This is a genomic window from Photobacterium kasasachensis (assembly GCF_050336885.1).
Taxonomy (GTDB): domain Bacteria; phylum Pseudomonadota; class Gammaproteobacteria; order Enterobacterales; family Vibrionaceae; genus Photobacterium; species Photobacterium kasasachensis.
Genome location: NZ_JAKJSH010000004.1, coordinates 742,508 through 757,712 on the forward strand (window position 1 = coordinate 742,508; position 15,205 = coordinate 757,712).

Genomic DNA, 15,205 nt, shown 5'->3' on the forward strand with positions numbered 1-15,205 from the left:
CAGACTCGCTCTGCGTACAAGAGAATCGATATTATTGAGCCCGCAGGCTAACATACTCGCGTAACGACTTTTCAGCCATTTTTCGGCTGGTGAATCCATAGTCTGACACAATCGTTGACCAGGGCTGACGCTGTAATATCTTAGCCACAGCCATGTAGTCGTTCGTATCTAGCGCCTGCTGCTTACCCGAAAGATAGTTAGATAACCACACTTCCAAACTTGCTACCACCAGATCGTATCCCAGACCGCCATCGGCATAGATACGCACCTGCTGCTCGGCAAGGCGACCATTGAAATGTGGAAGTTGTGTCGCCTCATCCTGTGAAGAGAAATATAACTGGCTAAACAACACAGTATCAAGCTCACAATACTGTTCGACACGCTGGGCGTTAAGATTGGCGGCAAACAAGCTTTGCGCATGCCTTACCCAACTTTCTGACTCAGGAGAAATAGGTTGGATCATCAACAATGAATGGCTACCGCTTGCCGCATCTTTACTGACACCAAGTCGCACAGGGGTATATCCGGCTTTACGCCAAAAATCCACAAGCTCTGATGCCATGCCAAAACTGGTACCGAGGTAGTCAAGTTTCTCTGCGACCGCCCAGCGACGACAATGCTGCAGCAGAAGCTGCCCGATCCCTTGTTGTTGTCTCTCGGGATGGACGGCAATGCGAAGCACCCGGGCACAACTCTGTATAGCCCCCGATTCTATCCCTATATGGGCAGCGACAGACTGCGCGAGCAAGTGACCTTTAGGCCGACGCTGGCCCAGCATCACTTGCCGCGCCAACTCCGGGGTAAAGCCGCCTTCAATACTCAGCAGACAACAACCAACAACGTGATTCTTTGTTTCAGCGGCCACAAGATGAATCGCATCATCATCCAGTAACTGGACAAGATCTGCAGGAGAAGTTTGATAATGTGCATTGACCAGCAAACCAAATAGCTGAGACAGATAGGTTTCGTCACCAACCAGCGATTCGGTCGGGATATAGCGATATCGAATATCATCATTTTTCGCAACACCTGAATGTGTATCAAGTGCAGCATACTCGGCATCGAGCAGAAGCGTATTAAAAACCCATTGCTCGAGCGGATCATTATCAGCCCAGCGGATTGGCTGGTTGATTTTGAGCTGCTTCCATTGCGGCGTAACAACATCGAGCTGCTGGCAAAATTTTATAGCAAATCCACGCCCGGTCCCTTCGTAACCATGAACCGTACTGGCAAACGCAATACGATTATAATGCCGCAATAGCTTGTTCAGCATCGGGGCCGGAATAGCAGCAGCCTCGTCGACAATCAAAAAATCTAATGCCGGCTTGTCAAACAACAAGGTATCAGGGGCAAGAAATACCAGCTCACTACCACCAAATGCCAGCCTGCCCTGTGGCGCATTGTTGATACCCAGCCGCCGCGCGGCATGAGAAAACAACGTATCGGTGTTGGCATAAGCAGGAGCCGTCACCCCGATTCGCACCGTCCGTTCTGACATCAAACTGGCCGCAGCGATCCCAAGTGATGCCGATTTACCGCGGCCGCGATCTGCCGTCAGGACCAGCGGCCGCTTTCGGTGACCCGTAACGACACGCCGGATAGCCTCTACTGCTTCATATTGCTCGAGGGTAAGACAGCCAAACTCGTCATCGGAATAATCCCCTTGGCTAGACGACACAACAGGCAATGGCGGCAAAGGCAAGCCTTGGCGCAGTTGAATAATATCAGGTAGAGAGAGCAACCCAATCAAGCGGCGGATAAACGGTGACTGCTCATCGGTTTGCCGAAACCAAGTGCTCGGTGCCAGCAACAGCAACACACCACCACCTGTGACTGTTCCCGACAGCGCACCAAGCGCCTCGGCGTCAAAGGCGTGTTCGGCATTGAAGATCAGACAGTCGCATTCACGGCCAAGAAACTGTTTGGCCTTCTTTAATCTGACGGAAGGAATATGTTCGGGTGATGATTCACCAGCCCACAAGGGATGCTGGTAGCGACGAAGAAATGCACCAACCAGTTCATTGGTCCAGCCAGCATCGCCTTCAACAACGACTAGATAACGGATATTGGCCTGCTTGGCGTTCTCGCTAAGGGCGTGACAAAAATGGATAAGATCGGACATTACAACACTCAACGGTTACTCACCCAGCGATCATAGCATGCCGGTGATAACGGCGGCGAGGGTAATGCGCAACAGCGAACCAGTCACCTAGCCTGGAATAAAAAACCACGCTAGGCGTGGTTTTAGATAAATATATAAGATCTGAAATAACGATTATTTCAGATAGTCCGAGAGGTAGGCCAGGATATCATCGGCCTGTTTCTCGCTTAGCTTCTTAAACTTAAGCTGCAGTTTGTCGCCATCACGAGTAAAGCTGACTTTCCCCTTGATCAACTCCTGCGCCTTGGGCTTTTCAATCTCAACTTTCGGCTGCAGCTCATCACTGATCTGTTCAAGCAACATCGTCACTTCGCGGGTAATACGCGTAATACCCTGAGCATCGATGGTTTTCCAAATCGCCTCGTCCCCGACTGTTAGCTTGCTCACCAGCTGATCACGCTGTCCGTCATTCAAGCCAAAAAACATACGGTGCAGTTTAACGATAGTTGGTCGACCCAACTCGCCGACACTCGGGTAGGCCATTAGCAGCTCCATTGGCAGACTCGCTGCCTTCAACGCACCGCTGACCAAAGCCTCACTGCACTGACAATACTTCGCCAGTTCTTTCTGATCGGCGACTTTACCCGACGTCAGCAACAGCTGCATCTCCTTGCCACGTTCATACAACGACAGGGGTTTGTGGGCATTTGCCACATCGGACAAAAATTTGGCATGCTCGCCATTGATCCCCCTGGCGACATAGATTAAGAAATCCTTGCCGGCCAGAATACAGGACATACGACGGCGGCTACCATCAAGCACCTCGATATTGCCATTGTCTAACCAGCGCCCGACCGCGGGATATTGCTGGCCTCGATCCTTGAGTGTGGTCAAAATATCAGCCAGGGCGTGTTCGTTCAAAAACGCCTGCTCACGTGCATTTTCAGCAAATACCTGGGTGGTTGATTCCACCTCGCCGGCATTGATTTTCACCAACTCAAACGCAACGGTATCTTCACCGGCAACAGCCAGCTCAATGACAGAAGCTTTGTCGCGAGCCGCTTTCTGCGCTTCGTTGACGTTCGTCGCACGGCGTTTATCCGCTTTACCGAACAGACGAGCATTCAGATCTTTGGTTTTAATTGCCATCTGCTATGTTACTCCTGATTCAAATTCGCCCAGTGACTATGCATGACGCGCTCTAACTCGAGCCCGACTCGCTGAATTGCATCCTGGGCGGTCGACAAGGTTTTCTTACCGCCTTCAAATTCTGCTGCGGTCAGATCAAACACGGTACTGTAGGTATCCGCACAGGTCTCGAAGGCACGGCTACGAGGTACAGTAGCCATCATCACCTGGTCACGCAGTAGATAGTTCATTTCCGTCAATACCGAGACCTGTTTCTTGTTGTCATCCTCGAACATGGTCGGCATCAGGCGTATGAATTCAAGGCCATGCCATTCTTCCGGGAACATCTCGTAAACAGTCGGTAAATGCTGGAAAAAGTTAACAGTAGACGCCCAGTCAAGGCGCTTGGCCGCACAAGGAATGATCAGCGCATTCGAGGCATACATGGCATTCCAGACCAAGGGATCAATGTGCGGACCGGTATCAATCATAATAATGTCAAACTCCTCGGCAATCGGATCGATGACCCGCTCCTTGAGCAATCTGACAATATCCAAATCCTGGTTTACCGCCAAGTCCTGCCATGCATCGGCATTGAACATCGCATCTTCAGGAAACGCCGCAATGGTTTTCAGGTTCGGATACTGGGTAGGCATTACCACATTGTCCAACAGGAAATCCTTATCCATTTCCTGACCTTCAGGCACATTACCCAGCATCACATCAACCGCCGAATAGATAGTTTCCTGCTCACCGACACTGATCTGCGGGTTGAGGAACAAACGCAGAGAGCCCTGCGGATCAAGGTCAATAAGACAGATGCGATAACGCTTATCAAGATCAAGCGCCAGGCAGGCTGCCAGGTGCACCGCCGTCATCGACTTGCCTGTGCCCCCTTTCTGATTTTGAACATTAACAATCCAGGGCTTTCGACCAGCACCTTCTCGCTCATGGAATGCCGGCTTTTTGGCTGCATCCATAAGCTGATGCGCTTCTTCAAGCGTAATGGAATAATGATTGGCATTGTTCTTGGTAAACTGATGGCCCGTTGCCTCTACCCGGGAAATGGCATCATCGAGCTTACGGCGGGTGAGGCCAGAGCGTGTTTCCATCAACGCTTTGGACATCGGCGGGAAAAGCTCTTCACGACGTTCTTCTAAAACGATCTCGATCCGGTCTGCTTGTACCTGCTTGGTTTGCTCTGCAATATTGAGCAAGTTTTGAATCGTCTGTTCCCTATTCATTGTTATTGTTCGCCATTATTAGTTTTGGCACTCATTGTACAGCAAAACCCAATCCATACAATAAAAAGCTGAACATACTAGTGTGATATTGTTCTCAACTGAAAATAAGCTAAGCGAGCAAAAAACCGCACTTCTATATCGATTTAAATGCCACTTTTTCGAGGACAATAACACGGAAAGAACAATTACATAAAACTGTTACAGCGTCACTATTTTACAATGTAAATTGTAAATCAGGCCCAGTGTCTCCGGAAGCGTGAAATTATCTGTTCAATTTACGGCCAGTGTTATTTCAATCTTAGCTATCGCTTTGATCACAACATACAATAGCCAAGTTTCAGTATGGAAAAATAGAAATCGCCAAAATCAGGCTGAAAACGATGAAAACCGCTTAGTCCTTGGAACTGAACAACAATCCGCCAATGCAACTTGATCATTCTTCCAGTAAAGTAGCCCCGATCTGAAACGATGATCAAGGCAGTAATCCATGTAAAACCCTTCATCTCAAAGAGCCTGATCACATCGAGAACAACGGAAAAATGATCAAGATGAAGATCAACATCCTTGCCGGCAAATAGAAGCTTCCGGAAGCATGAACATTTAGTGCTAATTTACGGTGAGTGCAGATTGCAACAGGCCTAATGCCAACTTTCCGCCCCTAAAGCAGGTAATATACGGTAGGCAAGTGATGTTTAGACAATAAGTTGAAATACAGAACCTATAACTTGATCATCGATCCGAACACGGACACATGAAGATTGACCTCTAAATTACGGTGAGTGTGAGTTGAATACTGGTTAATTAACCGCCAACAAGCGAAGCTGCGGCAAGATCCCAGCTTGAAACTACACCGCTATGATCATTTTTCCGGAGCAATTCTTCTCTGATAACGTGAATAAATACCGCCGAAGAGGATCTACCCTGAATAAAGCTGTGGATAACCTGTTTTAATATCATGATCATCGTTTCAAAATCGTGATGATCATTGTTACGAGCTCCTGATGATCATCTTTCCTGAGGCTCTATGATCATCGTTTCTGATGAGTTATGATCAGCGTTCCGACAATATGTTGATCATCTTTCCGTATGTGTACTTTTAAAATCTGTATTTAATCAGTCACTTACGCTCGTATTTTTCACCGGATCATAAGATCAGAATATCAATAAGATCACTTTAAACAAAAAGATCAGTATTTAACTAATTCAATAAAAAGAGCTTTATTTCTTGATCTTTTTCTATTAATCTTTCCGGAAAGATGATGCTTCTACGGCTAATGACAAATGAAAGCCCCTGGTAACAACGATAATAAAACCGTCGAAAAGATTTTGATCTCAGCGCCACGATCCCACAAAGATGGCCACCTGTTCGCAATACCTTCTGCCCTTGTAGACTGGTTACCTCAGTACCAGCACTTCAAAGGTGTGACGAAAAGTATTATTGAACTGCTTAACTTAATTTCTCTTCGCGGCCTATCAAGCCAGGACGGTATGGTTTCAACCACAGAGCTGGTAGAAGCGACTGAAGGACAGCTAACACGTGCAGCCATTCAACAGCGTTTGCGGGCTGCTGTTAATATTGGTTTATTCAGTCAGCAACCCGTACGTTTTGAAGAAGGCCTGGCCGGGAAAACCATGCTGCACCACTTTCTGAATCCGGCTTTGCTGATATCTCAGCTTGGTACAGGTAGCCTGAACTCAGAGCAAAGCAAGGCTCAGGAGAAGCAGAAGCGCTCCAAAGCATTGGCGCAAAACCATGTTAACCGACGCCTGTTGAACGAATACGGCCTGGGAACCCCCCCAACCATGCCTGATGAAGCCGACCAAATAGTTGTTTCGCCAACCAGTTGGGCCGGGATCATTGATCAGGCACTGGCACCGCCGAGAACCAAGAAGAGTTATCAGAAATCGATGGTTGCGATCAGTGGCACCAAAGCGATCATCGAGACACGATCCTCAAAATCGATCATGACGGTTGATGATCTGATGACCTTGTTTGCCCTGTTTACGTTGACAGTGCAGTACCATGATCACCATTTGCCTGACTATGAGATCCAGTCCCGCCATATGGGCAACAAGACCCCGATTTATATTACGGATATTCTGGCTCTTCGTGGCAAGAAAGACAGCGGACCGGCACGTGACTCGATCCGAGAGAGTATTGACCGGATTGAATTTACCGATTTCCAGTTGCATGAGCTTACCGGTCGCTGGCTCAGTGAGAACATGCCAGAAGGCTTCAAGAGTGATCGTTTCCGCTTTCTGGCCAGAACGATCACGGCTTCGGAAGAAGCACCTCAGGAAGGTGATGACGGCGAGATCCGGATCAAGCCCAATCTGTATATCCTGGTCTGGGAACCGTCGTTCTTCGACGAGTTGTTAACTCGTGATTACTTTTTCCTCTTCCCGCCGGAGATCCTGCGCCAGCATACGTTGGTTTTCCAGCTCTATACTTTTTTCCGGAGCCGTATGTCCCGTCGGGTCAACGACTCGATGCTGCTTAGCGAGCTCAATCAGAAACTGGCTCGCAATATTGAATGGCGCCGTTTCTCGTCAGATCTGATCCGCGAGCTACGAAAACTGGCTGAAGGCAAGATCACCGATGATATCTTTGCCGTCAATCTGTGGGGTTACCACCTGACGATCACCCCGGAGGATCAGGATAAGCGCTACTGTGATTATCAGATTGACATTAAGTGCGATGCCGATGAGGTGATCCGTTATTCACGGGCTAAAACCACCAATGAAGGCAAGCGCTCGATGGCGCCGACGATGCCAAACCCGCTGCGCAATGAAATTATGCCCAAGCAGGAGCTTGATCAGCTTTCCGAGATCATCGACGGTGAGTTCGAGCCGATCCAGCGCAAAGAGGGACGAACTAAGGGCCGTTTGGGCCGCAGAGTGAAGCTGAGGAAGCACTTGGTTGAGATCAATGCGGATGAGTTGACCATTACTCTGTCCAAATATACCTCCCCAGAGGCTCTACAACGCAGTATAACGGCTTTATCTGCTATGACGGGGCACTCTGCAGCTTCAATCACTGAGGAGTGCCACAGCTTGTTAGAGAAGCTCGATTGGCTTCGGGTGGGTCAGGAAGCCATTACCTACGAGACCCTCAGCAAGACCATTGAGCTGTACAACAGCCAGCAGGAGGAAAATCATCTTTCTATCGAAAAGCTGATTTCCGGTCTTGCCGTACGGCGTAAGGTTTGTAAGTTTGTGCAGGAAGGTCATATCAATGAGCAGGTCATCAAGGCGCTGGATGATATGGCAAGAGGGGTTTAATGTCCCTCGATAGAGTCTGTATAACATTTACACTGTAAATTTATTGACCGACTCGCGTGGGAACTGTACAGGTACTACGCGCTTGAAGTTGGGCTAAAAGACTATTCAGAAAGTGCCTGTTTATGACAGAGGCTAACTCGTTAGCTAGAGGATAACCGGTCACTTTAGAGACTGATTTGAAAGCCGGAAAAGCAATTCGCTTTTCCGGCTTTTTTGATCCTGCCAATTATACTTTATGTGTAATAAGACAGTGTTAACAAAGCAGATTTTTGGCCGTTGCGAATATCGTACTGTGAGGGTAGCTTTAACCTTGTAACAATTTATTTAGATATTAACAAAGGGCTCATCATGTCATTGACGAGAAGGATCTGCAGTGGGTTGGGGCTCATTTGCCTGACGTTACTTTGTACGCCTGTTCAAGCTTCAGCCATCAGCGAAAGGGAGAAGGTCGGATTGGTGCTCAGCGGGGGCGGGGCAAAAGGGGCGGCCCATATTGGGGTGCTGGCTGTGCTCGAAGAAAACCGTATCCCGGTCGATGTGATCACCGGTACCAGTATGGGCGCCTATGTCGGCGGTATGTACGCGATGGGTTTGTCTGCCGAAGAGATAAAAAACCGCACCCTTGCCGCCGACTGGCTTCGTGGTTACGAAGACCGTGCCAGCCGCAACGATTTGATCCTTAGGCGCAAAAAGCAGAGTGATGATTACCAGATTTATGCCGATATCGGCTTAAGTCTTGACGGTGAGTTCCAGGCCAGGCCCGGCGCGTTTCAGGGGCAGGGGATGGCAGTACTGCTGCGTACCCTGACTGATAATCTGCCGGAATTGGCCAGCTTCGATGATCTCGCCATACCCTACCGAGCAGTTGCGACCGATATTGCAAAAGTGAAACCGGTGATGATCGACAGTGGTCACCTGGCCGCAGCGATGCAGGCATCTATGACGGTGCCGGGTGCCCTGAAGCCGGTTATCTGGCAGAACCACCTGCTGGTTGATGGCGGTGTGGTTAACAACATGCCGGTAGATGCGGCCCAGCAGCTTGGTGCCGATGCGATCATTGCCGTTGATTTGCGCGATGCCCTGTTTGAGGAAGGAGAGCTCGATAGTGCACTGAATATCATTGCCCAGCTGACGACTTTCATGACCAACAGCAGTGCGGATCAGCAAAAGTCGCTGATGAAGCCGGATGACGTATACCTTGCGCCCGAGGTTTCATTTATGCTCGCCCCAGACTTCGACAAGATGGAGCAGGCTTATATCGCAGGAAGAAAAGTTGCCCTAGAGGCTTTGCCCAAGCTGCGTCGTTATCAGCTCTCGCCGGAGGATTACCGGGCCTACGAGAAACGTAAGTATGATCGCCGCAGTCAGGTCAGCGCCAGTACGGCTTATTATATCGACAGGATCGAGATTGAGAATCATACCTTGCGCTCGGATCAGGCGTTAATTGCCTTGCTGGACCTGGAAGTTGGCCGGGTCATTTCCAACGATGAACTTGAGCTGGCTGTGAACAGACTCAATGCCCAGGACATCTTTGCCCGGATCACCTATCAGATTAAACAACAAGACGATGAGAATGTCCTGGCCGTCAATGTGAGCGAGAAATCATGGGGACCGGGCTACTTGAATTTCAAGTTTTCCTTCGAAGATGACTTTGCCAACCGGTCGGATTTCGCCTTTGGGGCGCAGTACATCTATACCGATTTAACCGACAAGGGCGGCGAGTGGCAGTTTGACTGGTTGCTCGGGAGCTGGAAGAAGATTAGCACCGAATTGTATTTCCCGCTGGATTATCAGAAAAAACATTTCACGTCATTCGGACTTGGCTGGAACCGTGAGAACCGTGAGTTTAATCTGTCGGAGGAGCAGAGACGGCAGATTGGGCGTGAGGATCTGACCGTGATTGATGCCGAGTATCTGCAAGTTACAGGCTTTGCAGAAATTGGCTGGAATATACGCCCATGGAGCGCGATTGCATTGGGCTATAACGGGATCAGCGGTGAGGCGAAAGAGATAAATGGCGACAATGACAAGCAGGACTATACCGCCCACGGACCCTACCTGTCGTTTGTCTATGACGACCTGAATAATTTCTACTTCCCGACCGAGGGTTTCTTGCTTGAAGCGGAGGTGGGCCTCGGATTTAGCCGCAGTACGCTCAATAACGAGCCGTCTATCGACGGGGAAAATATCTACTATGATGCCTTGATGGTTAAGCCCTTTAACTACCAGCGTCATACCCTGGTGACAACTTTCAAGGCCGGCGGCTCGGAGTCCGATGAGCTTATTCCGATTTACGTTCAGGATCTCGGCGGGCTGTTTAATCTGTCTGGTTTCCATCGCTATGAGCTTAACGGTCGCTATCGCCTGTTTGGTGCGCTTAACTACCGTTATCGCCTGCTGGATAATGATTTCGGTGCATTTTCGGCCCCCGTTTATATCGGCGGCTCCATCGAGCGCGGTGGGGTATGGGATGACAGCAGTGATATTAGCTGGGAGAGCAGTATCGGGGCGGCGAGTGTCTTTCTTGCTGTCGACTCGCTAGTGGGGCCGCTGTATCTGGGTTACGGCCAGGCTGAAGCCGGAGAGAACTCCGTCTATCTGTCAGTGGGGAGTTCCTTTAATTAACTCAATTAAATGGATATTTTGACAATTCACTGACATTTAACCTGCTTAACCGGGCAAAATAGACCCTGATATAACCTTTGTCCCTTTCGAAGATAGAGATGAAGTTTCCCGGCATGGATGTCGGGACTTTTTCATCAACCCACCCTTTCGAAAAGCAATATATGAGTTTTTGCGAGCCTACACCGGCTCGCTTTTTTTTTGCTTTTCTGCTGCCCCAGTGGCGAAATGTCGATTGTTTGTGAACCCGCCTGCAAATTCACAGATCAGTCTGCTGAATACTTCCCTCAAATCCGCTAATTGCGACGTTATCGCCGTTCTGTCTCCTGTTGAAAAACATGATGAAGTTCAAGGTTCAACATATTGAATATCAGTAATGTTTCATAATGAAACGGCGCAGAGAGAAGCGGTGTTCCAAATTGAAACAAATGGGGTTAAGTAACATCCCCTCTGTGGCTGACATACCATCAGATTCAACATTACCCCGCCAGATTAATAAGGATAGAACGATGAAAAAGATGATTAACCAAGTCGATAACGTGGTTAAGGAGCAACTGCAAGGTGTTGCCAAAGCTCATCCTGAACTCGAGGTGAGCCTGGATCCTATGTATATCGTCCGCGGCGAGCGCAAGGCAGCCAAGGTTGCCCTGGTATCTGGCGGGGGAAGCGGCCACGAGCCGATGCACGGTGGTTTTGTCGGCAAAGGAATGCTGGATGGCGCCTGCCCGGGGGAAATGTTTACCTCGCCGACACCTGATCAGATGTATGAGTGCGGTCAGAAAGTCGATGCTGGCGAAGGGGTACTGTTTCTGGTCAAGAACTATACCGGCGATGTACTGAATTTTGAAACCGCGGTCGAGCTGCTCCATGCCGAGGGAACCAAGGTACAGGCGACCCTGATTGATGACGATGTTGCGGTGAAAGACAGTTTGTATACCGCCGGACGCCGCGGTGTGGCGACAACGGTACTGGCCGAGAAGATCCTCGGGGCGGCTGCCGAGGAAGGTTACGACCTGGATAGAATCAGCGGGCTGGCGAAGAAGATTGCCAACCGTGGTCGCTCTTTGGGTGTTGCGCTTTCGGCATGTACAGTACCGGCTGCAGGGAAACCTAGCTTCGAGCTGGATGAAAAGGAAATTGAATTTGGGGTCGGGATCCACGGCGAGCCGGGCATCGAGCGACGAGCATTTACCGACGGCGATACCATCACCGGCGATATGATGAGTGAGATCCTGGATAACCAGCCCTATGAGCGTACCGTGCGCCGCTGGCACAATGACAGTGGCGAGTGGCAGGACGAGTCCTGGGTGACGGAGCCTCTTCAGGCCGGTGACCGGGTGATTGTGCTGGTCAACAACCTGGGAGCGACCCCTCAGTCCGAGCTGTATATGGTGTACCGCAAGGTGGCGGAAATCCTCGAGCCGTTGAATATTACTATCGAGCGCAACCTGATCGGCAGCTACTGTACGTCGCTGGATATGCAGGGCTTGTCGATTACCCTGCTGAAAGTCGATGACGAGATGCTGTCGCTGTACGACATGCCGGTTAATACACCAGCGATGCGCTGGGGCTGCTAAGTGTGGAGATGAACATGATAACAATTAGCAAACAACAGGTTGTCCGGTGGCTCGAATTGTCAGCTGAGATCTTCAAGGAACAGCAAGACTTTTTGACAGATCTCGACCGTGAAATCGGCGATGCGGATCATGGCCTCAATATGAACCGTGGCTTTCAGAAAGTGCAGGAGAAGCTACCCGGTGTCGCCGACAAGGACATCGGCACAATCATGAAAACGACAGGCATGACATTGCTGTCGAGTATCGGAGGAGCGAGTGGCCCGTTATACGGTACTTTCTTTATTCGCAGTGCAACCAGCGTGATGGCTAAAGAGGAACTTAACCTGGCAGAGCTGACCCAGATGCTCCAGAACGGGGTCGACGGGATTGTCCAGCGTGGTAAGGCTGAAGTTGGCGACAAAACCATGGTCGATACCTGGAACGGAATTCTTGTCAGCCTGAACCAGGATCAGGAAGCCAGTCTTTCTGATGCTCTTGACAGGGCAGTAGCCAAAGCGGAAAAGGCGATGAAGGGCACGATCCCGCTGCAGGCGAAAAAAGGGCGGGCAAGTTATTTAGGCGAGCGCTCGATCGGACATCAGGATCCGGGGGCGACATCCACCTATTTGCTCTTCTCGGCATTGCGCAGTGCCGCTGTGCAATAGTCGCGTTTCTTTGCGGTTCGAGGTGGCATCAGGCCACCTCAGTTAAGGTTAGATTATGGTCAGTATTGTAATTGTTTCCCACAGCCCGGACTTGGCCAAAGGTGTTCATGCCCTGGCATCCCAAATGACTCAGGGCAAGATCAAGATCGCCGTCGCGGCAGGGGTGGATGATCCCGACAACCCAATCGGCACTGATGCTATCGCCGTGATGATGGCTATCGAAGAAGTTTATACACCACAAGGTGTATTGGTACTGGTGGATATGGGCAGCGCGATCCTAAGCACCGATACCGCCCTGGAGTTGCTTGATAGCGAGCAGGCGGCCAACGTTCATGTCTGTGCGGCACCGTTGATAGAAGGCTGTATGTCTGCTTGTGTGGCTGCCGCAGCTGGGATGTCTCTGGAAGAGGTGAGCAGTGAAGCACATAATGCGCTGGTGGCGAAATACACCTTGCTGGAGCAGACGGCCCACCTTCCCGGCAAGGGTGGTGAGCAGAGCGGCGAGCCGTTACCTCAATCTGCAACCGAAGAAGAGGTGGCTTTCGAGTGGCGGGTGAGAAACCCTCACGGGATCCATGCCAGACCAGCCTCTGCCATTGTTGGTGCTGTCAGTCCCTATGATGCCCAGGTCTGGCTTGAGTGTCACGGCAAGCGGGTGAGTGCGAGGAGCATAAACAGTATTGCGCTGCTTGGCGTAGAACAAGGCGATAGTCTGACCTGCATTGTCAGTGGCAATGAGGCTCAACAGGCTCTGCAGGCTTTTGTGTCTCTGGCGGAAAACCATTTCAACGAGTCGATAGACAAACCTGATGTCCAGGCCGACCGGCTGCCGACAAAAACAGCCAAAGTGCAAGTGAGTCGTCACCAGGATGGTCGCCTGAATGCAATTGGTGCCTCCGAGGGGATCGCGATAGCACCGGTTTGGCACTACAAAGTCAGCATGCCCAAAGCCCGTGAGCGTGATTATCTTGGCTACGGGCGTGAGTGGGCGCTGTTTTCCGAAGCCAGTGGTGCGGCCCTGCAGACCTTGGCAGAGCTTGCCGAGCAGACGGCAGAAAAAGGATCGCAGTCGGATAGTGATATTTTTACCGCCCATAGCCAGATTTTGACCGATCCCGAGCTGGTGGACACGATACGGCAGCGGCTCAAAGAAGCGGTTAATGTGGAAATTGCCTGGTCCCAGCTTATCGAGCAAACCGCGCAGGCCTATAAAGATTCCTCCAGTGACTATATGCAGGCGCGGGCCAATGATGTCTATGACGTCGGCCGCCGGGTGATGGGGCTGCTGACCGGTGAAGGCGAGCAACCCATCGAGCTTTCCGAGCCGGTGATCCTGGTCGCAACCGATTTGTCGCCCTCAGATACAGCCCGTTTGGATCCGGCGATGGTAAAAGGCATTATCCTCGAGCAGGGAGGAAGTACCTCGCATTCGGCGATTCTGGCTCGCTCTCTCGGTATTCCTGCGGTTGTCGGGCTGTCGGGAATTATGGCCCAAAGCCAGGGAGGTCAGGTGGCCGTTCTTCGCGGCGGCAGCGGCGAGGTGTGGCTGACCCCAACGGCGCAACGGCTTGAAAAAGCACGCCGTGAGCAGGACGAGTTTGAGACTCAGGGGGAGCTGGCCATGGCGAAGACCATGGAAAAGGCAACGACACAGGATGGTAGGACAATCGATATTTATGCCAACCTGGCCAGTCAGGAGGAGGCCGAGCAGGCAATAGCGCTTGGTGCCGAAGGGGTTGGGTTGGTGCGCAGCGAGTTCATTTTTATGGGCAGCGATCAGCCGCCTTCGGAACAGAGCCAGTTTGAAACCTACTGCCAGATTGCAGAGACATTTGGCGACAAGCCCGTCATTATCCGCACTCTGGATATTGGTGGCGACAAACCATTGACTTACATGCAGCAGGGAGAAGAGGAAAACCCGTACCTCGGTTGCCGTGGTTTGCGCCTGTGTCTGCAGAATGTCGACGTGTTCAGGCTACAGCTTAATGCTCTGTTACGGGCCCGGGCCAAGTGTTCCAACTTGCAGGTCATGTTCCCCATGGTGGCAACGATGGAGGAGCTGAACCAAGCTAAGTATCTGCTCAATAGCTGTTACGAGGCCCTGCAGCATAGTGGGATCCCGGCTGTGATGCCGAAAATCGGTATTATGATCGAGGTACCGGCGGCGGTGGCCAATGCCAGGCAGCTGGCTGAGGAAGTGAGCTTTTTCAGTATCGGCACCAATGATCTTACCCAGTATGTGATGGCGGCGGACAGGGGCAACGACAGGGTCTCCTATCTGGTTTCAGCCGCTCAGCCAGCGGTATTGCGCATGATTGAGCAGACTGCTCAGGCCGCCCGCGAGGCGGGGATCTCTGTCGGGATCTGTGGCGAGATGGCTGGCGATCCTAAGCTGACTGAGGTGTTGCTCGGCATGGGGGTAAATGAGCTGAGTATGAGCCCGATCCGGATTGCGGCGGTCAAGCAGGCAGTCAGGGCGACAGAGAGCAAATCGGCCAGGATGCAGGCACAAGAGGTGCTCGGTGCCTCTACCTTGAAACAAGTCATGGCATTGCTGTAATTATACCCAAGTTACCTCAAGGTGCTGAAATTAGCATCTTGAGGCAG

At 50.9% G+C, this 15,205-nt stretch carries 9 protein-coding genes; 6 read left to right on the top strand and 3 right to left on the bottom strand.

The genetic code is table 11. The features are described from left to right. Positions 1–31: 31 nt before the first annotated feature. From L4D19_RS03100 to L4D19_RS03110, 3 genes are all read right to left on the bottom strand, one after another. Positions 32–2,122, bottom strand: a complete 2,091-nt coding sequence (locus tag L4D19_RS03100) for a tRNA(Met) cytidine acetyltransferase TmcA (protein WP_428451143.1) — start codon at positions 2,120–2,122, stop codon at positions 32–34. 153 nt (positions 2,123–2,275) lie between these two features. After that, positions 2,276–3,250 (bottom strand): ParB/RepB/Spo0J family partition protein, encoded by a 975-nt coding sequence (locus L4D19_RS03105; protein ID WP_428451144.1) that lies wholly within the window; start codon positions 3,248–3,250, stop codon positions 2,276–2,278. Positions 3,251–3,258: 8 nt separating this feature from the next. Continuing rightward, positions 3,259–4,473 (bottom strand): ParA family protein, encoded by a 1,215-nt coding sequence (locus L4D19_RS03110; RefSeq protein ID WP_428451145.1) that lies wholly within the window; start codon positions 4,471–4,473, stop codon positions 3,259–3,261. 256 nt (positions 4,474–4,729) lie between these two features. Here L4D19_RS03110 and L4D19_RS03115 point away from each other — a divergent pair, with 256 nt between their 5' ends. The 6 genes from L4D19_RS03115 (at position 4,730) to ptsP (ending at position 15,158) form a co-directional block, all read left to right on the top strand. Further along, positions 4,730–4,906: a hypothetical protein gene (locus L4D19_RS03115; RefSeq protein WP_428451146.1), complete on the top strand. Its 177-nt coding sequence runs from the start codon at positions 4,730–4,732 to the stop codon at positions 4,904–4,906. 848 nt (positions 4,907–5,754) lie between these two features. After that, positions 5,755–7,755 (top strand): replication initiator protein RctB domain-containing protein, encoded by a 2,001-nt coding sequence (locus L4D19_RS03120; RefSeq protein ID WP_428451147.1) that lies wholly within the window; start codon positions 5,755–5,757, stop codon positions 7,753–7,755. Positions 7,756–8,103: 348 nt separating this feature from the next. Continuing rightward, the gene (locus L4D19_RS03125; RefSeq protein ID WP_428451148.1) at positions 8,104–10,380 is read left to right on the top strand and encodes a patatin-like phospholipase family protein; all 2,277 of its coding nucleotides are present in this window, start codon (positions 8,104–8,106) and stop codon (positions 10,378–10,380) included. 506 nt (positions 10,381–10,886) lie between these two features. Continuing rightward, complete coding sequence (gene dhaK / locus L4D19_RS03130; RefSeq protein ID WP_428451149.1) at positions 10,887–11,954, top strand: dihydroxyacetone kinase subunit DhaK; 1,068 nt, start codon at positions 10,887–10,889, stop codon at positions 11,952–11,954. Positions 11,955–11,968: 14 nt separating this feature from the next. Beyond that, positions 11,969–12,598 carry a dihydroxyacetone kinase subunit DhaL gene (gene dhaL / locus L4D19_RS03135; RefSeq protein ID WP_428451150.1) on the top strand — a complete coding sequence of 210 codons (630 nt, stop codon included), beginning with the start codon at positions 11,969–11,971 and terminating at the stop codon, positions 12,596–12,598. A 55-nt stretch (positions 12,599–12,653) separates the two neighbouring features. Then, positions 12,654–15,158, top strand: a complete 2,505-nt coding sequence (gene ptsP, locus L4D19_RS03140; protein ID WP_428451151.1) for a phosphoenolpyruvate--protein phosphotransferase — start codon at positions 12,654–12,656, stop codon at positions 15,156–15,158. Positions 15,159–15,205: the final 47 nt, after the last annotated feature.

Coding starts and splice junctions, on each gene's coding strand:
- L4D19_RS03100 (WP_428451143.1), bottom strand. CDS start 2,122: ATGTCCGATCTTATCCATTTTTGTCACGCCCTTAGCGAGAACGCCAAG.
- L4D19_RS03105 (WP_428451144.1), bottom strand. CDS start 3,250: ATGGCAATTAAAACCAAAGATCTGAATGCTCGTCTGTTCGGTAAAGCG.
- L4D19_RS03110 (WP_428451145.1), bottom strand. CDS start 4,473: ATGAATAGGGAACAGACGATTCAAAACTTGCTCAATATTGCAGAGCAA.
- L4D19_RS03120 (WP_428451147.1), top strand. CDS start 5,755: ATGAAAGCCCCTGGTAACAACGATAATAAAACCGTCGAAAAGATTTTG.
- L4D19_RS03125 (WP_428451148.1), top strand. CDS start 8,104: ATGTCATTGACGAGAAGGATCTGCAGTGGGTTGGGGCTCATTTGCCTG.
- dhaK (WP_428451149.1), top strand. CDS start 10,887: ATGAAAAAGATGATTAACCAAGTCGATAACGTGGTTAAGGAGCAACTG.
- dhaL (WP_428451150.1), top strand. CDS start 11,969: ATGATAACAATTAGCAAACAACAGGTTGTCCGGTGGCTCGAATTGTCA.
- ptsP (WP_428451151.1), top strand. CDS start 12,654: ATGGTCAGTATTGTAATTGTTTCCCACAGCCCGGACTTGGCCAAAGGT.